Below are 16,849 nucleotides of genomic sequence, written 5' to 3' on the forward strand. Positions count from 1 at the left end.
AAGGAAAAACCCCGGTGGACGATCCCACCGGGGTTCCCCATGCGCCCCCTCCGGCAAGAAGGGGTGACCGGCCTTGGTGCCTGTCAGGGGGGTGACACCCCGACCGGCACGCGCTTACTGAAGCAGCTTGAGCACCGACTGCTGGCTCTGGTTCGCCTGGGCGAGCATCGCCGTCGACGCCTGCGACAGGATCTGGGCCTTGGCCAGCGCCGTCGTCTCCGCCGAATAATCGGTGTCCTCGATGCGGCTGCGGGCGTCGCTCAGGTTCGCGACGTTGGTCGTCAGGTTGTTGACCACCGAGTCGAGGCGGCTCTGCGCGGCGCCGAGCGAGGCGCGGAGCGTGGCGACCGACTTCAGCGCGGTATCCACGGTGCCCTGGGCGGTGTCGGCGCTGCCCGAGGTGCCGACCGAGAGGGCCGGGACGGCCGGGCTGGCGGCGGCGTCACCCACGATGCTGCCCACGTCGAGCGCGTCGATGCTGATCGTGATCTTGTCGGTCGATTCGGCGCCGGTCTGGATCGAGAAGGTCTTCGCGGCGACTTCGCCGGCGGCCGGGGCCGCGGGATCCGCCGGCGGCTTGCCGATCTGGAACAGCGTGTTGCCGTTGAACTTGGTGTTGGTCAGCACGTCCTTGATCTGCGAGGTCAGCTGCGTGACTTCGGCCTGCAGGTTCTTGCGGTCGTCGTCCGAATAGGTGCCGCTCGACGACTGGACCGCCAGCTCGCGGATGCGCTGCAGCATGTTGGTCACTTCGTTGAGCGCGCCTTCCGCGGTCTGCGCCAGCGAGATGCCGTCATTGGCGTTGCGGACCGCCTGGGTCATGCCGCGGATCGAGGCGGTCATGGTCGAGGCGATCGCCAGGCCGGCGGCGTCGTCCTTCGCGCTGTTGATGCGCTTGCCGGTCGACAGGCGCTCCATGGCCGTGCTCAGCGCCTTGTTGGCGCCGGTCGAAGCATTGGCGGCGCGCAGCGCCGCGGTGTTGGTCGAGATAACAGTCATGTTCGTTACTCCATGCTCGTCGGCTTCCCGCCTACCCCCCTGAACGGGAGCTCGGAGCCGCCAGGCCAAGGAACGGCCGCCCGCCGCCGGGCTTAAGCAAAAAATTTCGCCGCTACGCGCGCACGCGTAGACGCGCCCGGACCAAGGTTGCTGCGGGACACGCAATTTTACGCGGCGTTAACCAAGCCGGCGGCAAAAGGATGGTGTCTCAGGGGGTAACCAATGCGATCCATCGTCCCGTCCGCCGCAGTGCTGCGCCAGAAATATGCTCTCGTCTCGTCGCTGCGCGCCCAGGGTTTCGCCATCGGCACCTGCGAGGACGGCCGGCCGGCCGCCCAGGACCTGTTCCTCGTCGCCGAGGGCGAAGTGCCGCCCGCCGCGGCGCGCACGCTGATCCTGGGCGACGAAGGCCGCCAGGCGATCGCGTTCGGCGACGGCAATCCGGCCCGGCTCTCCTATACGGCGGAAGACGCCGCGGTCGGCGCGGGCTTCGCCACGGCGCTGCTGCGCGGCCCGCACGAGCCGGTCGCCGCCGATCCCGAGAGCCTGGCGCTGCTGGCGCTGGCCGAGCGGGTCGCCGCGTCGGATATCACCGTCCTGATCAACGGCCCCACCGGCACCGGCAAGGAAGTCCTTGCCCGCGCCATCCACAACGGCTCCGCCCGCCGCGAGGGCCCGTTCGTCGCCATCAACTGCGCCGCGCTGCCCGAGACGATGCTCGAGGCGATGCTGTTCGGCCACCAGAAGGGCGCATTCACCGGTGCCTCCTCGGGCGGCCAGGGCTTTTTCCGCGCCGCGCATGGCGGCACGCTGCTGCTCGACGAGATCGCCGAGATGCCGCTCAACCTCCAGGCCAAGCTGCTGCGCGCGCTGCAGGAGCGCGAAGTGGTGCCGATCGGCGGCACCCTGCCGGAGAAGGTGGACGTCCGCGTCATCGCCTGCGCCAATCGCGACCTGCAGGGCGAAGTCACCGCCGGCCGCTTCCGCGCCGACCTTTATTACCGCCTCTCGGTCTTCCCGCTGACCACCAAGGCGCTGGCCGAGCGCCCCGGCGACATCGCCGCGCTCTCGGCCGCGATGGTCGTCCGCCATGCCGGCGGGCGCGGCGCGATGCCGTGGATCTCGAACGCGGCGCTCGATGCGCTCGCCAGCCATGACTGGCCGGGCAATGTCCGCGAGCTCGAGAACGTCATCCAGCGCGCGCTGCTGCTCTGCGGCGGCCGCACCATCGATCCCGAGCATCTGATCTTCGACAGGCCGGCCACGCGCCGCGTCGAGATCGAGGCGGCGGGCACGCTCTCCAACATCGTCCAGATCCACGAATTCGCCGCGATCCGCGAGATGCTCGCCGAATGCGGCGGCAGCCGGATCGAGACTGCCAGGCGGCTCGGCATCTCGGAGCGCACGCTGCGCTACCGCCTCGCCAAGGCGCGCGAGCAGGGCGAGAGCATCGACACCGGTAAGGCGAGGGCTTCGGCATGAGCGGCATCGACGGTATCGGCGGCGGCGCGATGAGCGTCGACCGGGTCCTGGCGCTCCGCGCCCAGATCCTCGAGCGCAACGCCGCGCTCGCCAAGGCCAACGAGACGCCGGCGGGCGCGGTGACGGGCACGTCGGGGAGCAAGTCCGCGACTTTCGCCGCGTCGATGGAAGACGCCTTCAAGCAGGTCAACCAGGCCCAGAGCCAGGCCGGTGCGCTCTCCGAAGCCTATGAGCGCGGCGAGACGGTCGACATCGCCAAGGTGATGCTCGCCCGCCAGCAGGCCTCGGTCGGCTTCGAGGCGACCCTGCAGGTCCGCAACAAACTCCTGTCCGCCTACAAGGACATCATGAGCATGCCGGTGTAACCCATGAGCAACGCCCTCACCTCCGCCGATGCCGCCATCCCGTCCGCCGCCGGCCGGCTCGGCGCGCCGCTCGCCCAGATGCGGGGCCTGCTCGCGCAGCCCGCGGTCCGGCGGGCCATGCCGCTCCTCTTCCTGATCGGCCTGGTCGCCGCTGGCTTCCTGGCCTGGTCGCTGGTCTCGACGCCGCCGCAGCGGATCCTGTTCGCCAATGTGAGCGATGCCGACAAGGCGGCGATCACTACGGCGCTGCAGGGAGCGAGCATCCGCTCGAGCATCGACGGCTCGGGCTCGATCACCGTCGCCGAGGATGATTTCCACAAGGCCCGCATGCTGCTCGCCAGCCAGAACCTGCCCAAGGCGGCGCCGGGCGGCTACCAGATCCTCGACCAGCTCCCTATGGGCGTCAGCCGTGCGGTGGAGGGCGAGCGCCTGCGCCAGGCCCGCGAGACCGAGCTCGCCCGCTCGATCGAGGAGATCGATTCGGTCGCCGAGGCGCGCGTCCATCTCGCCACGCCCGAGGCCAGCGTCTTCGTGCGCGACAAGGCGGTGCCCACCGCTTCGGTGATCCTCAAGCTCCAGCCCGGCCGCGCGCTGGGCGATGCGCAGACCCGCGCGATCGTCAATCTCGTCGCCTCGTCGGTTCCCGGCATGGCGCCGGAGAACGTCACCATCGTCGACCAGATGGGCGCCCTGCTGTCCAAGAAGGGCAACGAGGCCAATTCGGCCGGCGACGCCCGCATCGACTATCAGCGCCGCATCGAGGACAAATATCGCGAGCAGCTCGTCCAGCTGCTGACGCCGCTGGTCGGTGCCGGCAACTTCACCGCCGAGGTGCAGGCCGATGTCGATCTGGACGAGAATCAGGCGACGCGCGAGAGCTATGACAAGGAAGGCGCCGTGCTCGCGGCCGAGCAGGGCGCCTGGACCGGCAGCAAGGACGGCAACGCGCCCGGCGGCATTCCCGGCGCGCTCTCCAACACGCCGCCGCCCGCCAGCACGATCACCGCGCCCAATGCGCAGCCGACGCCCGGCGCGGCGCCCGCCGCCGGCGCCGCGGCCACCGCCGGCGCAAGCCAGGCCACGCCGCAGAAGCAGAGCGACAGCTTCTCCCGCGCCTATCAGACCGGCAAGCAGGTCTCGGTCACGCGCCAGGCGCCGGGCGGGATCAGGCGCCTCTCGGTCGCGGTGCTGCTGCGCGAGGAGCCGGGCAAGCCGCGCTCGACGGTGGAGATCCAGCAGATCACCCAGCTGGTCCAGGCCGCGATGGGCTATAATCAGGGCCGTGCCGACCAGGTGACGGTGATCAGCCGCAAGTTCACCACCGCCGCCGATGCCGCCGACAAGGGCCCGGCCTGGTACGAGGCCAATTGGGTGCCGCTCGCCGCGCGCAACGCGACGGCGCTGGTGATCGCGCTGCTCGTGCTGTTCCTGGGCGTTCGCCCGCTCACCAAGGCGCTGCTCAAGAAGCGCGAGGAGCCGGCCGCAGGCAATCGCCCGGCGCTGTCGATGGGTGGCCATGCCGGCGAGGAAGGCGGGCACGGCGCGCCGCCGGTCTCGATCGACATGCTCGAAGGCGCTCATAACAGCTATGACGAGCGGGTCGGCCTGGTCCGCGGCTTCACCCGCGACAATCCCGCGCGTGCCGCCCTGGCGGTCCGCGACATGATCAAGGCCGACGCGCAATGAACGCCATCCGCAGCTTCAACGGCGTCGAGCGCGCCGCGGTCCTGATGATGCTGGTGGGCGAGGAGGAAGCCGCGGCGATCCTCCAGAAGCTCGATCCGGAGGAAGTGCGCCAGCTCGGCAAGGCGATGTTCAACGTGGCGGACGTCAGCGAGGCCGAGGTCGAGATCGTCCTGGACGATTTCGTCTTCAAGGCGCGCGAGCGCACCGGCGTCACGTTCGATCCGGCGCCGAAGATCGAGAGCATCATGACCAGGGCGCTGGGCCCCGAGCGCGCCTCGGGCGTGCTCGCCCGGGTGATGCCGGCCAGCCAGGTCGCCGCGATCGAATGGCTCGACTGGTTCGAGCCCGAGGAGATCGCCGGGATGATCGAGGCGGAGCATCCGCAGATCGCCGCGGTCCTGCTCGCCAATCTCGATCCCGACATCGCCGCCAAGGTGTTCGAGCATTTGCCCGAGGCGGCGCAGCCGCAGATCCTGCGCCGCATCGCCAAGCTGGGCCCGATCCCGCCCGAGGCGATCGAGACGCTGAAGACGATGCTCCAGGGCCGCGCCGGCATGGGCGGGCGCAAGTCGAGCGGCGGGCTCCAGCTGGGCGGCACGCGCGAGGCGGCGAAGATCCTTTCCGGCGCGCGCAAGATCACCGAGCAGCGCGTCATGCCCAAGCTCGCCAAGATCGACCGCGAGGTCGCCCGCGCGATCGAGGAGGCGATGTTCGTCTTCGACAATCTGCTCGAGCTCGACGACAAGAACCTGTCGACGCTCATCCGCAACATCGACAGCAATATCCTGGTCAAGTCGCTCAAGGGCGTCGAGGAAGAGGTTCGCGGCCGGTTCCTCGGCTGCATGTCGAGCCGCGCCGCCGATGGCATCCGCGACGAGATCGAATCGCTGGGGCCGATGAAGATGGCCGATGTGCTCGACGCGCAGAAGGCGATGATCGCGATCGCGCGCGGCCTGGTGAAGGACGGCACGATCCAGATGCCGTCAAAGGGCGGGGACGACGACTATGTCTGATTTCTCGCCGGGATTCGCCGGGCGGATCAGCGCGGCCGGGCATGTGCTGGCCCGCGCCTTTGGCGACGGCGCCGGCTTCGCGCCGTCGGATGTCGACCGGATCGGCCGCCGCGTGTTCGAGGAGGTATCGGCCCAGCCGCGCCACTTCGCGCCGGCCAATCCGGAAGCCAATCCCACCGAGGGCTGGGATCCGTTCACCGCCGATGCCCAGCATCCCGCCGAGCATGGCGCGTTCATCGATCCGATCGCGGCCGCGCACGAGGCGGGCTTCGCCGAGGGGCATGCCGCCGCGCTCGTCGAGGCCGAGGCCGCCAAGGCGCGCGAGACGGCGCTGCTCGACCAGATCTCGGCCGCGCTCGCCAGCGGCGCCCATTTCGACCGCGAGCGCATGGCCGGGCAGTTGCGCCAGACCGTGCTCCACCTGGTCACCAGGCTGGTCGGCGAAGTCGGCGTCGCGCCGGACGTGCTCGCCCAGCGGATCCATGCCGCGGTCGACCTGCTGGCCGACAGCGCCGAATCCGCGCTGCTGCGCCTCCATCCCGACGACGTCCCCTTCGTCCAGGGCAAGCTCCCCGCCACGGTCTTCCCGGTCGGCGACCCGCATGTCCAGCGCGGCGGCTTCGTGATCGAGAGCGCCTCGACCATCGTCGAGGACGGCCCCGACCTGTGGCTCGAGCAGCTCGCCCAGGCGATCGACCGCGTGCCGATCCCGCCGGTATGCTGAACCTGTTCACCGAAGACTATCTGGATGGCCTTGGCCGCAGCGACTTCGTCGCCCGGCCGCGCATTTCCGGCCGGCTCGCTTCCTATGACGGGCTGCTGATGGAGGCGGTCGGCCTCCAGCTGCCGGTCGGCACCGTCTGCGCGATCGGCGACGGCGCCAGCCGGGTCGAGGCCGAAGTGATCGGCTTCCGTTCGGGCAGGACGCTGCTGATGAATCTCGGCGGCCCCGCCGCGCTGCTGCCCAACGCCCCGGTTCGCCCGATCGGTGCGCCGGGCGAGGCCGAGGTGGGTGCCGCGATGCTCGGCCGGGTGGTCGACGGTTCGGGCAAGCCGATCGACGGCCTCGGCCCGATCCGGGGCGCGGGGAAATGGCCGCTGGCCGGCAAGCTCCAGTCGCCGCTCGATCGCGGCCGGGTGCTCGAGCCGCTCGATGTCGGCGTGCGCGCGATCAACGGGCTGCTCACCATCGGCCAGGGCCAGCGCGTCGGCATCATGGCCGGCTCGGGCGTCGGCAAGTCGGTGCTGCTCGGCATGATGGTCCGCGCGGCCCAGGCGGACGTGATCGTCATCGGCCTGATCGGCGAGCGCAGCCGCGAAGTCGCCGATTTCCTCGAGACCAAGGTGGCGGGCGAGGCGCGGGCGCGCTCGGTCGTCGTCGCGGTTCCCGCCAATCATTCCCCCGTGCTCCGCATTCGCGGCGCGCTGCGCGCCACCGCCATTGCCGAGGCGTTCCGCGCCGAGGGCAAGAAGGTGCTGCTGATCATGGATTCGCTCACTCGCGTCGCCCATGCCGGGCGCGAGATCGGCCTGGCGCTGGGCGAGCCGGCCTCGGCGCGCGGCTATCCGCCCTCGGCCATCGCGATGCTGCCCAGCCTGATCGAGCGCGCCGGCACCGATGTGCACAGCGGCGGCTCGATCACCGCGATCTACACCGTGCTCGCCGACGGCGACGACGGCAACGATCCGGTGGTGGACAGCGCCCGCTCGATCCTGGACGGCCATATCGTGCTGAGCCGCGCGCTCGCCGAGCGCGGCGTCTATCCGGCGATCGACCTGGGGCCCTCGGTCAGCCGCGTGATGACCGATATCGCGCCCAAGGATCATGTGGCGGCCGCGCGCGTGCTGCGCCGGCACCTCGCCACCTATGAGGAGAATCGCGACCTGGTGCTGATGGGCGCCTATCGCGCCGGTGCCGATCCGGAGATCGACGCGGCGATCGCCTGCCATCCGGCGGTGATGGAATATATCCGCCAGGGCGCCGACGAGATCGTGACGCTGCCCGATGCGGTGGCCGAGCTGGTCGGCGTGTTCGGCCATGGCTGATCCGATGGCGGTGCCGGCCCGCGGCCCGGTGCCGGAAACCCGATATGCCTAGGTCGGCGAAGAAGCTCGGCCGCCTGCTCCGCGTCCGCACGCTCCAGCTCGACCTGGTCCGTGCCGACGAAGTGCGGGCGCTCGCCAAGGTCGACCAGGAAGCCCGGCTGCGCGATCGCATCGCCAATCTGGCGGCGAATGTGGCGCCGGCGCCCAGCGTTTCCGAATCGGCCTCGAGCCTGGCCGCCGCCGCGCATTTCCGCGAGCGGCTCCACCAGTCCGCCTTCGCCGCCGAGAAGCGCGTCGAAGTGGCCGAGCAGAGCCTGGAGATGGCGCGCGCCGCCACGCGCGAGGCACGGCGCGACCAGAATGCGATCGAGAAGCTGATCACCCGCGCCGAAGCCGATGCCGCGCTCAAGGCGCTGCGCGAGCTCGAGCAGCTGCCGCCCATGGGCAGAAATCGGCACGATATTTGCTGAGTGCCCCGTGAACCTTGTTTCACGGGGACCTGAACTTGATCCAGCTCGCTACCGCGCTTCCCGCCATCACCGTGGGGCCCGTCAAGCCGAACGCCGCGATTGCCGCGGATGCGGGCGGCTTCGCGCTGGCGCTCGACGCGCTGATGCCAGGGATCGCGGCTCCCCCAATCCCTTCCCCGCCGCAACCCGGCGAAGTGCCGGTCCTGCCGCCGATGGGGCAGGAATCTGCCGAAGGCGGCAAGGAATTGCCGGATGCCGTGCCCGCGCTCGACGGCAAGGCCGGGGAGCAGGCGGGTTCGGATGCCGAGCAGGACGGCGATGCGGCTGCCGAGGACGCGCCGCCCCCGCCCTTCGCCTGGTTCGCCGCCGCGCCGGCGCCTGCACCTGCGCCCGAGCCAGGTCCCGAAGCCGATGCCCCATTGCCGATCATGCGCGGCGACGCCGGCGGCAAGGCGCCGGCCCATCGCGAGAACATGCTCCCCCCGGCCGTCGTGGCCGAGACCGGCACGGTACCGGACGGCAAGGCGAAGGCCGAGCGTGCCGCCGCGCGGGTCGCCGCCGAACCGGACGCGCCGGTCGCGCCCGAGGCCAGGCCGCAGCCCGAGGCGGCGGCGCAGGCACCGGCGCTGCGCCGCCGCGGTGCCGAGAGCGCCCCGCCCGTCGCGCCCGCCCCGTCGCGCACGGTGCCGGCGCCCGGCGCGGCACGCGGCAATCCGGCCGTCGATCCGGCCGTCGATCCGGCCATGGCCGACCTCGCCGCTGCCGCCGTCGCGCAGGCGGAGCCCGCAAAGGCCGCCGATGCGCCCGGATCCGTGCCGCCGCAGCCCGTGCTCGCCCCGGCACCGCGCGAACTCCGCCGGGCTGCCGCCGAGGCGCCGGTGGTGCGCATCGCGCTCGACCGGCCGGCACCGCCGCAGAAGGTGTCGATCGCCGATGTGACCCAGGGGCGGCGCGAGGCACCGGCCGCTCCGCCGCCGGCCGCCGTGCCGCAACCGGGCGTCGCGCTCGAGCCGGCCCGCCCGGGCGCCCCGGCCAGGGCGCCGGGCGATTCGCAGCCCGATCTCTCGACGCTCGCCGCGCCGGCCACCGGCACCCAGACGATCCTGGCCGCTTCCGCCGCCGGCGCGAGCCAGGATGCCGCGCTCGACATGCGCCACCAGCAATGGACGGCGAAGATGATGGACCGGATCGAGACGCTGCGCGACGCCGCGCCGGCGCGCGAGACTCGGCTCAGCCTGATGCCCGAGGCGCTCGGCAAGGTCGACATCGCGATCCGCCAGGACGATGCCGGCATCCACGTCCAGTTCCATACCGAGAGCCAGGCCGCGCGCCAGCTGATCGCCGATGCCCAGCCCAGGCTGGCGGAGATCGCCGAGCAGCGCGGCATCCGCCTTGGCTCGACCAGCGTCGAATCGAACGCGACCGGCACCGGCACCGGCACCGGCGCCGGTCCGGGCAATCCGCAGACGGGGCAGGGCGAGCGCCACGACGCCGCCCCCAACCGCCACCAGCCCCTGGCGGCGCCCGCCGCCCGCCGCGAGGCGCGGGCTTCCACCCATGACGACGAACGGGTCGCCTGAGACCCCCGGAGATAGATGATGTCCGACGCCAAGACCGAAAGCGCCGACGCGCCGAAGAAGAAGAAAAAGAACCTGCTGCTGCTCGTCGGCCTGCCCGTGCTGCTGCTCGGCGGCGGCGGCGGGGCGGCCTTTTACGGCATGCAGGCCGGCTGGTTCAGCGCGACCGCGCATGCCGAGCAGAATGACGAGCCCCGGCTGGTGCCCAAGAGCGAGGAGAAGCGCGCCTCGATGAGCGGCGGCGGCGAGGGCGGCCATGGCGGCGAAGGCGAGGGGGGCGCGGCCCCCGGCCATGGCGGCAAGCCCACGCCCAAGGGCGAGGGCGGCGACAAATATGCCTCGAGCTATTATCCGATGGAGAAGGAGTTCACTTCCAACCTCCAGGACAGCGTCCATTTCGTCCAGGTCGGCATCGCCGTGTCGACGCCCTATGACGAGCGCGTCCTCGAGAACATCAAGACGCACGAGATCGCGATTCGCTCGGCCGTGCTGATGGCGCTCGGCGAGACGACCGAGGACGAGGTGTTCACCGCCGAGGGCAAGCGCCACATCCAGGACCGGCTGGCCAAGGCGATCAACGGCGTTCTGAAGGAAAAGGAAGGCTTTGGCGGCGTTAGTAACGTCTACTTTACCAATTTCATTGTTCAGTGAACGGGCATGGTTAACAGCCCTTCATCAGACGGCACGGCCGAACGGCGGGAACGCCCCCGAGCCAGCGCGGAGCACGCGCCGGCGCTGGGGACGGCCAACCTCAATCCGTTCGGCGACCTCGTCACGCTGCAGCATCTGAGCGCGCGGCTGGCCAAGTCGCTGAAGGGCGCTTTCGAAGGGCTGCTGCGCAAGGATCTGCGCGCCTGGGCCGAGCCGCTCTCGGTCCAGCGCTTCGCCGACTACAAGGCGGAGCGCGGCGGCACGCTCTCGGCCTGGCAGCCGCTGGCGATGGGCAATGCCCGTGCCCGGGCCCAGTTCGTGCTCGAGGCCGGGCTGGTCTTCGAGATGCTCGATGCCTTTTTCGGCGGAGACGGCGAGGCGCCGCATCCGCTGCCCGGCGAGTTCACGCCGTCCGCCGAGGCGCTGGTCGGCCGGCTGGCCCAGTCGGCCACCCTGCTGCTCGACCGGGCCTGGGAGCCGCTCTCGCGTATCGCCTTCCGCGTGGAGGCTGCGCCCAATCTCGCCGCCGCGCCCGATTTCGGCGCGGACGACCCCGTCGTCGTCACTCGCTTCGGCCTGGCCGAGGGCGAGGGCCGGCCGCATTTCGTCGACATCCTCTATCCCGTCGCCGCGCTGAAGCCGCACGGCGCCGCGCTGATGGTCAAGGTGCACGGCAACAAGGACGAGGTGGAGCCCGAATGGCGCTCGGGCCTCACCCGCGCGGTGATGGCGGTCACGCTGCCCGTCCGCTCGGTGCTCGCCGAACCGACCATGCCGCTCGGCCGCCTGCTCGAGCTCAAGGAAGGCGACGTCATTCCGATCGATTTCGGCCCCGAGGTTCCGGTGATGGTGGCGAAGCGCCGCCTGGGCACCGGCCTTGTCGGCACCGCCAACGGCCGTGCGGCCGTCCGCCTCACTTCGCTCGAACCGATCAACGCAGAGGACTTCCAATGAACGACATGACGGCCGCATTCCAGGTCGACACTGCCGTCGCCGCCAATTTCCGGCTGCTGCAGGACGTCGACGTCAAGCTGACCGTCGAGATCGGCTCGACCCGGCTGACGCTGCGCGAGCTGCTCGCGCTGGGCGAGAGCAGCGTGATCGAGCTCGACCGCGAGGCCAACGAGCTGCTCGACGTGTTCGTCAACGGCACGCTGATCGGCCGCGGCGAAGTGGTCACGGTCGGCGAGAAGTTCGGCGTGCGGATGACCGAGCTGGTCAGCCCGGACAAGCGCGCGGCCCGCTGATCCCATGACCTGGTACATCCTCAAGCTGATCGTGCTGCTGCCGCTGGTCTGCGGCCTGCTGGTCGGTTGCCTCTATGCCTGGCGCAAGCTCGAATCGCGCCTGCCCAGGAACCAGCAGACGCGCATGGTGCAGCTGAAGGAGACGATGCTGCTCTCCCCCGGCCTGCGCCTCGCCGTCATCGAGTTCGAGGGGCAGAAGCTGCTCGTCTCGGTGAGCCGCAGCGGCGTCACCCTGGTGGACAAGCAGCAATGACGCGGGCGCTCATCCCGGCGCCGCGCACGGTCGGCGGGCGCGCGGCCCTGTTCATCGGGCTGCTCGCCTTTCTGGTGCTCTTCGCCTTCCCGGCCTTCGCCCAGGGCGCCGCCCCGGTCGCGCCCGCCCCGGTCGCCACGCCGGGCGCGGGCGACGCGGTCGACCGCGCGCTCGGCGACCTGGGCGGCGGCAACGCCCCGCTCAGCCTGTCGCTCCAGGTCCTCATCATCATGGGCCTGCTCACGGTGCTGCCGGGCATCCTGCTGATGATGACCAGCTTCACCCGGATCATCATCGTGCTGGCGCTTCTCCGGCAAGCACTGGGCCTCCAGCAGACCCCGCCGAACCAGGTGCTGATCGGCCTGGCGATGTTCCTGAGCTTCTTCGTGATGGCGCCGACGCTGAACACGATGAACGTCAGCGCGATCCAGCCCTATTCGGCCGGCAAGATCGGCGCGACCGAGATGATCGCCAAGTCCGGCGAGGCGCTGCATGGCTTCATGATCAAGCAGACCCGCACCAAGGACGTCACGCTGTTCGCCGGGCTCGCGAAGAGCGGCCCCTATGCCAAGCCGCAGGACGTGCCCTTCTCGGTGCTGCTCCCCGCCTTTGTGACGAGCGAGCTCAAGACCGCCTTCCAGATCGGCTTCCTGATCTTCCTGCCCTTCATCGTCATCGATCTCGTCGTCGCCACCGTGCTGATGGCGCTCGGCATGATGATGATGTCGCCGACGATCATCTCGCTGCCCTTCAAGCTGCTGCTGTTCGTCCTGGTCGACGGCTGGGCGCTGACGATGGGCTCGCTCGCCTCCAGCTTCGTGAGTTAGCGATGTTGGACGGCACCAGCCCGCTCCCCCACCCGGCCACCCAGCCAGGCTACCTTATGGGTGGCCGGGTGGGGGAGCGGGCTGGTACCGCGAAGGATTAGACTCATGGACGCCGATTACTTCCTTACCGTCGGCCGCGAGGCGATGTGGGTGCTGGCGCTCGCCGCCACGCCGATCCTGGTGCCGGCGCTGCTCGCGGGCCTGGTGCTCGGCATGGTCCAGGCGGCCACGTCGATCCAGGAGCAGACGCTCACCTTCGTGCCCAAGCTGATCGTGGTCGCGCTCAGCCTGATCATCTTCGGCTCGATGATCATGGGGCTGCTCGGCGATTTCACCACGAGCATCTTCGAGCGCATTCCGGACCTGGTGAAGTAACCCCGCGATGATGGGCTTCGGCCTCTCGATCGAGCCGCAGCTCTGGGCGCTGCTGTTCGCCATGGTGCGGATCGGCGCGGCCTTTGTCGCGGCGCCGGTGTTCAGCGCAGTGGCGATCCCGCTGCCGGCGCGCATCGCGCTCACCGGCGCGATCGGCGTGCTGGTGATGAACGTCGCCCATATCGCGCCGCCCGCCGAGATCTTCTCGCTCGCCACCTTCCTCGCCATCGCGGCGGAAGCGCTGATCGGCCTCGCCATGGGCTTCGTCCTCCAGGTCGCCTTCGCCGCGCCGATGGTGGCGAGCGAAGTGATCTCGATGTCGATGGGCCTGGGCTTCGCCAATGCGGTCGACCCGGCGAGCGGCCATGCCACGCCGGCTATCGGCACGTTCCTGTCGCTGATGCTCACCCTGATCTTCCTCTCGCTCGACGGGCATCTCGTCCTCGTCGACCTGGTGGTGCGCAGCTATCAGGTAATGCCGCCCGGCGCCTGGATCGCGCCCGAGCGGCTGCTCGGCATCGCGATGTTCGGCGGCTATACCTTCCTGGCCGGGCTGCTGCTCTCGCTGCCGATCGGCTTCCTGCTGCTCTGCCTCAACCTGATCGTCGGCATGCTGAGCCGCGCCGCGCCCGCGCTCAACCTGTTCGCGGTGGGCCTGCCCGCCAGCCTGTTGTTCGGCGTGGTCGCGCTGCTGCTCGCGCTGCCCGCCATGGGCGATTATCTCGTCGTCATCATCCGCGAGGCGCTCGCGATGATGCCGCAGCTGGTGCTCGGCTGATGTCGGAGTCCGGCGGCGAAAAGACGGAAGCCCCGACACCCAAGCGCAAGCGCAAGGCCGCGGACGAGGGCCAGATCCTCAGTTCGAAGGATTTCGGCACCGCGCTGATCGTGCTGCTCGGCTGCGCCTGGATGGCGATGCTCGGGCCCGCGCTGATCCGCGCCTGCAAGGAAGTGATGGTCGGCAGCTTCAGCTTCGGGCGCGCCGATATCGAGGATTTCGAGCCCTGGCGCCCGCTGGCCGAGGCGGGATGGAAGCTCGCGCTGCCGATCGGCGGGCTGCTGCTGGTCGCGGTCGTCGGCGCGGTGCTCAGCCATGCCGGGCTCGCCGGGCTGCGCTGGAACTCCAAGCTGTTCGCGCCCAAGGCCTCGCGGATCAATCCGGGCTCGGGCCTCAAGCGCATCTTCGGCCCCACCGGCTGGATCGAGATGGGCAAGGCGCTGCTCAAGGTGGTGCTGCTCGGCAGCATCGGCACCTGGCTGCTCTGGTCGCTCACCCGCCGCTCGCTCGGGCTGGTCGAGGCCGATCTGCACGGCGCGATCGGCGCGATGGGCGGCGAGTTCCTGATGCTGCTCTTCGTCATGGCCGGCGGGCTGATGCTGATCGCCGGCATCGACCTGCCGATCCAGATCCTCCGGCACATGAACCGGCTGCGCATGACCAAGCAGGAAGTGAAGGACGAGCACAAGGAAAGCGAGGGCTCGCCCGAGGCCAAGGCGGCGCAGCGCCAGCGCCAGCGCCAGATCCTGAAGGGCGGCTTCCGCAAGGCGGTGGAGACCGCGCATGTCGTGATCACCAACCCGACGCACTTCGCCGTGGCGCTGCGCTACGAACAGGGCCGGGACCAGGTGCCGGTGGTGGTGGCCAAGGGCCGCGGCGCCACCGCGCTGGCGATCCGCGAGCTGGCCGGCGAGCTGGAAGTGCCGGTCCTCGAATATCCGCAGCTCGCCCGCGCGGTCTATTACACCAGCCGCGAGAATCAGGAGATCCGCGACGATCTCTACATGGCGGTGGCGACGGTGCTCGCCTTCGTCTTCCAGCTCAGCCGCCGGGCCGGCGCGGTCCAGCCGGCGATCACCGTGCCCGAGACGGCACTTTTCGACGAGAACGGCCGCAAACCGGCGCGCGCGCACTAAAGGCGCGGCGGCGGCGGCCGTTTACCGGGAGAGCAGGGGGACGAGATGGCCGTCGAATCGATCGCAAAGACGCTGGGCACCGGATCGGGGATCGACATCACCGCGCTGGTCCAGTCGCTCGTCGACAACAGCTTCGCCAACAAGAACCAGGCGCTCACCAACAAGGGCACCGCGCTCACCACGCAGATCTCCACCGTGGGGACGATCAAGAGCAACATCACCGACTTCGCCTCGGCGCTCGCCTCGCTCACCAGCTCGGGCTCGCTCGCGACCCAGCCGACCAGCTCGAACACCGGCATCCTCGGCATCACCCGCCTGTCGGGCGCCGATCTCGCCGGTCTCAGCGCGACGATGGAGGTGCGCCAGCTCGCCCAGGGCCAGGTTTCCAGCTCGCCGTCCTTCGGCGGCGGCAGCGGCTCGGTGGTGGGATCGGGCACGCTCACGCTCACCTTCGGCTCCGCGACCGTGGCCGATGGCGCGATGACCGGCTTCACCGCCGGCACGGCCACGCCGATCGACATCACCATCGATTCGCCCAACGCAACGCTCGCGGACGTCGCCGCCGCGATCAACGCCAAGAAGGCGGGCGTCACCGCGACGATCCTGAGCGATTCGAACGGCGCCCGGCTGGTGCTCAAGAGCGGCACCGGCTCGTCCCAGGCCTTCACGCTGAGCGGCACCGACGGCCTTGCCCAGCTCGCGGTTGGCCCCGGCGCCGGCGGATCGACGATAAACGCGGCCGCCCAGGATGCCCGGGTCGCGCTCGACGGCGTCGAGGCGAAATATCCGACCAACAGCATCACCACCATGATCCCCGGCGCGCGGATCGACCTGGTCTCGGCCTCGGTCGGCACCAAGGTGATGATCGGCGCCAGCGCGCCGACCAGCGCGATCAGCCAGGCGGTGGCCAATTTCGTCGAAACCTACAACCAGGTGTTCAAGGCGGTGCAGGAGGCGACCGATCCGATCAACGGCCCGCTCAAGTCCGATCCGGCGGCGAAGCAGCTGCTCCAGCAGCTCAAGCGGCTGACGCTCAGCCCGCTCGTCCCCGGCGCGGGCAAGAACGCGCCCTCCGCGCTCGCCGATATCGGCGTGAAGACCAATCGCGACGGTACGCTCAGCCTCGATACCACGCGCCTCTCCAAGGTGCTGACCACCTATCCCAACGACGTCGAGAAGATGTTCACGGAGAATGCCGGCCTCACCAAGGCGCTTTCCGACGTCGCGACGATCGCCACGAGTACCAAGACCGGCCTGGGCGCGAGCGCCGACAAATACAGCAAGGCGCAGGACGATCTCGCCGACCAGAAGACCAAGATCGCGGCGGATACGCAGAAGATGCGCGACCGCATGACCCAGCAGTTCGCGGCGATGGACGCGAAGGTCGCGGCCTACAAGTCGACCCAGACCTTCCTCAAGCAGCAGATCGATTCCTGGAACGCGAAGAGCTGATGCGCTACGCCTCGGCGCTCGCCGCCAACCCCGCCGACACCTATCGCCAGATCGACATTGTCGGCCGGACGGCCGGCGGCGATCCGCACGCGCTGGTCGGCCTGCTCTACGAAGAGGGGATCGCCGCGCTGCGCACGGCGGCCTGGGCAGTGGAGCGCGGCAATTATTCGGTGCGGGGCGAGCGGGTGGCGCGGGCCACCGCGATCCTCTTCGCGCTGGAGGCGGGGCTGGACTTCGACCGGGGCGGCGAAGTCGCCCGGACGCTCGCCACTTTCTACCACGGCCTGCGCGGCGAGGTCCTGCAGGCCGCCACCGGCACCGATCCCGTGCCGTTCCGCGAGGCGGCGAACAGCCTGGACGAGATCGCCCGCGCCTGGCGCAGCCTGAAGGCGGGCTAGGTCGGATCGACATTCAGCTATGTCTCTTCCGTTACGGTGGCGAGGGAAGGGAGTTGAGTGTCGAAATCGCTCCTTTCCGCCATGCTGAACTTGT

The 16,849-nt window shown here is 70.0% G+C and carries 19 protein-coding genes; 18 read left to right on the forward strand and 1 reads right to left on the reverse strand.

The annotated features are described in order from the left end of the window. Positions 1-114 precede the first annotated feature (114 nt). On the reverse strand, positions 115-999 hold the full coding sequence (locus OMP43_RS20240; protein ID WP_280281356.1) for a flagellin: 885 nt from the start codon (positions 997-999) through the stop codon (positions 115-117). Between the two features lie 222 nt (positions 1,000-1,221). On the opposite strand from OMP43_RS20240, the gene OMP43_RS20245 reads away from it, so the two are divergent. The 18 genes from OMP43_RS20245 to OMP43_RS20330 all read left to right on the forward strand — a co-directional run bounded on the left by OMP43_RS20245 (position 1,222) and on the right by OMP43_RS20330 (position 16,755). Then, on the forward strand, positions 1,222-2,481 hold the full coding sequence (locus OMP43_RS20245) for a sigma 54-interacting transcriptional regulator (protein WP_280281357.1): 1,260 nt from the start codon (positions 1,222-1,224) through the stop codon (positions 2,479-2,481). After that, on the forward strand, positions 2,478-2,846 hold the full coding sequence (gene fliE / locus OMP43_RS20250; protein WP_280281358.1) for a flagellar hook-basal body complex protein FliE: 369 nt from the start codon (positions 2,478-2,480) through the stop codon (positions 2,844-2,846). Before OMP43_RS20245 ends, fliE begins: the two co-directional genes overlap by 4 nt. A 3-nt stretch (positions 2,847-2,849) precedes the next feature. Next, the gene (gene fliF / locus OMP43_RS20255) at positions 2,850-4,532 is read left to right on the forward strand and encodes a flagellar basal-body MS-ring/collar protein FliF (RefSeq protein WP_280281359.1); all 1,683 of its coding nucleotides are present in this window, start codon (positions 2,850-2,852) and stop codon (positions 4,530-4,532) included. Beyond that, a complete protein-coding gene (gene fliG / locus OMP43_RS20260; protein WP_280281360.1) occupies positions 4,529-5,545 on the forward strand; it encodes a flagellar motor switch protein FliG in 1,017 nt (338 codons plus the stop codon). The genes fliF and fliG overlap by 4 nt, the downstream gene beginning before the upstream one ends. Next, complete coding sequence (locus tag OMP43_RS20265) at positions 5,538-6,269, forward strand: FliH/SctL family protein (RefSeq protein ID WP_280281361.1); 732 nt, start codon at positions 5,538-5,540, stop codon at positions 6,267-6,269. Before fliG ends, OMP43_RS20265 begins: the two co-directional genes overlap by 8 nt. Then, complete coding sequence (locus OMP43_RS20270; RefSeq protein WP_280281362.1) at positions 6,263-7,591, forward strand: FliI/YscN family ATPase; 1,329 nt, start codon at positions 6,263-6,265, stop codon at positions 7,589-7,591. The genes OMP43_RS20265 and OMP43_RS20270 overlap by 7 nt, the downstream gene beginning before the upstream one ends. A gap of 44 nt (positions 7,592-7,635) precedes the next feature. Continuing rightward, positions 7,636-8,061, forward strand: a complete 426-nt coding sequence (locus OMP43_RS20275; protein WP_280281363.1) for a hypothetical protein — start codon at positions 7,636-7,638, stop codon at positions 8,059-8,061. 35 nt (positions 8,062-8,096) lie between these two features. Then, complete coding sequence (locus OMP43_RS20280; protein ID WP_280281364.1) at positions 8,097-9,641, forward strand: flagellar hook-length control protein FliK; 1,545 nt, start codon at positions 8,097-8,099, stop codon at positions 9,639-9,641. Between the two features lie 18 nt (positions 9,642-9,659). Beyond that, positions 9,660-10,289, forward strand: coding sequence for a flagellar basal body-associated FliL family protein (locus tag OMP43_RS20285; RefSeq protein WP_280281365.1), 630 nt, complete (start codon positions 9,660-9,662; stop codon positions 10,287-10,289). A 6-nt stretch (positions 10,290-10,295) separates the two neighbouring features. After that, positions 10,296-11,243, forward strand: a complete 948-nt coding sequence (locus tag OMP43_RS20290; RefSeq protein ID WP_280281366.1) for a flagellar motor switch protein FliM — start codon at positions 10,296-10,298, stop codon at positions 11,241-11,243. After that, complete coding sequence (gene fliN / locus OMP43_RS20295; protein WP_280281367.1) at positions 11,240-11,536, forward strand: flagellar motor switch protein FliN; 297 nt, start codon at positions 11,240-11,242, stop codon at positions 11,534-11,536. The genes OMP43_RS20290 and fliN overlap by 4 nt, the downstream gene beginning before the upstream one ends. A 4-nt stretch (positions 11,537-11,540) precedes the next feature. Further along, entirely contained in the window at positions 11,541-11,789 is a 249-nt protein-coding gene (locus OMP43_RS20300; protein WP_086127677.1) for a flagellar biosynthetic protein FliO, read from the forward strand. After that, positions 11,786-12,616, forward strand: a complete 831-nt coding sequence (gene fliP / locus OMP43_RS20305; protein ID WP_280281368.1) for a flagellar type III secretion system pore protein FliP — start codon at positions 11,786-11,788, stop codon at positions 12,614-12,616. The genes OMP43_RS20300 and fliP overlap by 4 nt, the downstream gene beginning before the upstream one ends. A 105-nt stretch (positions 12,617-12,721) precedes the next feature. After that, entirely contained in the window at positions 12,722-12,991 is a 270-nt protein-coding gene (gene fliQ, locus OMP43_RS20310; RefSeq protein WP_086127675.1) for a flagellar biosynthesis protein FliQ, read from the forward strand. Positions 12,992-12,998: 7 nt separating this feature from the next. Continuing rightward, on the forward strand, positions 12,999-13,769 hold the full coding sequence (fliR, locus tag OMP43_RS20315) for a flagellar biosynthetic protein FliR (RefSeq protein ID WP_280281369.1): 771 nt from the start codon (positions 12,999-13,001) through the stop codon (positions 13,767-13,769). Next, a complete protein-coding gene (locus OMP43_RS20320) occupies positions 13,769-14,905 on the forward strand; it encodes a flagellar type III secretion system protein FlhB (RefSeq protein WP_280281370.1) in 1,137 nt (378 codons plus the stop codon). Before fliR ends, OMP43_RS20320 begins: the two co-directional genes overlap by 1 nt. A 45-nt stretch (positions 14,906-14,950) precedes the next feature. Continuing rightward, positions 14,951-16,357: a flagellar filament capping protein FliD gene (fliD, locus tag OMP43_RS20325; protein ID WP_280281371.1), complete on the forward strand. Its 1,407-nt coding sequence runs from the start codon at positions 14,951-14,953 to the stop codon at positions 16,355-16,357. After that, positions 16,357-16,755, forward strand: coding sequence for a flagellar protein FliS (locus tag OMP43_RS20330; protein ID WP_280281372.1), 399 nt, complete (start codon positions 16,357-16,359; stop codon positions 16,753-16,755). The genes fliD and OMP43_RS20330 overlap by 1 nt, the downstream gene beginning before the upstream one ends. Positions 16,756-16,849: the final 94 nt, after the last annotated feature.

This window comes from Sphingomonas sp. CBMAI 2297, from assembly GCF_029870595.1.
Taxonomy (GTDB): Bacteria; Pseudomonadota; Alphaproteobacteria; order Sphingomonadales; family Sphingomonadaceae; genus Sphingomonas.

What these genes read in the sequence shown, in the direction of transcription:
- OMP43_RS20240 (WP_280281356.1), bottom strand. Translation starts at nt 999, where the DNA reads ATGACTGTTATCTCGACCAACACCGCGGCGCTGCGCGCCGCCAATGCT.
- OMP43_RS20245 (WP_280281357.1), top strand. Translation starts at nt 1,222, where the DNA reads ATGCGATCCATCGTCCCGTCCGCCGCAGTGCTGCGCCAGAAATATGCT.
- fliE (WP_280281358.1), top strand. Translation starts at nt 2,478, where the DNA reads ATGAGCGGCATCGACGGTATCGGCGGCGGCGCGATGAGCGTCGACCGG.
- fliF (WP_280281359.1), top strand. Translation starts at nt 2,850, where the DNA reads ATGAGCAACGCCCTCACCTCCGCCGATGCCGCCATCCCGTCCGCCGCC.
- fliG (WP_280281360.1), top strand. Translation starts at nt 4,529, where the DNA reads ATGAACGCCATCCGCAGCTTCAACGGCGTCGAGCGCGCCGCGGTCCTG.
- OMP43_RS20265 (WP_280281361.1), top strand. Translation starts at nt 5,538, where the DNA reads ATGTCTGATTTCTCGCCGGGATTCGCCGGGCGGATCAGCGCGGCCGGG.
- OMP43_RS20270 (WP_280281362.1), top strand. Translation starts at nt 6,263, where the DNA reads ATGCTGAACCTGTTCACCGAAGACTATCTGGATGGCCTTGGCCGCAGC.
- OMP43_RS20275 (WP_280281363.1), top strand. Translation starts at nt 7,636, where the DNA reads ATGCCTAGGTCGGCGAAGAAGCTCGGCCGCCTGCTCCGCGTCCGCACG.
- OMP43_RS20285 (WP_280281365.1), top strand. Translation starts at nt 9,660, where the DNA reads ATGTCCGACGCCAAGACCGAAAGCGCCGACGCGCCGAAGAAGAAGAAA.
- OMP43_RS20290 (WP_280281366.1), top strand. Translation starts at nt 10,296, where the DNA reads ATGGTTAACAGCCCTTCATCAGACGGCACGGCCGAACGGCGGGAACGC.
- fliN (WP_280281367.1), top strand. Translation starts at nt 11,240, where the DNA reads ATGAACGACATGACGGCCGCATTCCAGGTCGACACTGCCGTCGCCGCC.
- OMP43_RS20300 (WP_086127677.1), top strand. Translation starts at nt 11,541, where the DNA reads ATGACCTGGTACATCCTCAAGCTGATCGTGCTGCTGCCGCTGGTCTGC.
- fliP (WP_280281368.1), top strand. Translation starts at nt 11,786, where the DNA reads ATGACGCGGGCGCTCATCCCGGCGCCGCGCACGGTCGGCGGGCGCGCG.
- fliQ (WP_086127675.1), top strand. Translation starts at nt 12,722, where the DNA reads ATGGACGCCGATTACTTCCTTACCGTCGGCCGCGAGGCGATGTGGGTG.
- fliR (WP_280281369.1), top strand. Translation starts at nt 12,999, where the DNA reads ATGATGGGCTTCGGCCTCTCGATCGAGCCGCAGCTCTGGGCGCTGCTG.
- OMP43_RS20320 (WP_280281370.1), top strand. Translation starts at nt 13,769, where the DNA reads ATGTCGGAGTCCGGCGGCGAAAAGACGGAAGCCCCGACACCCAAGCGC.
- fliD (WP_280281371.1), top strand. Translation starts at nt 14,951, where the DNA reads ATGGCCGTCGAATCGATCGCAAAGACGCTGGGCACCGGATCGGGGATC.
- OMP43_RS20330 (WP_280281372.1), top strand. Translation starts at nt 16,357, where the DNA reads ATGCGCTACGCCTCGGCGCTCGCCGCCAACCCCGCCGACACCTATCGC.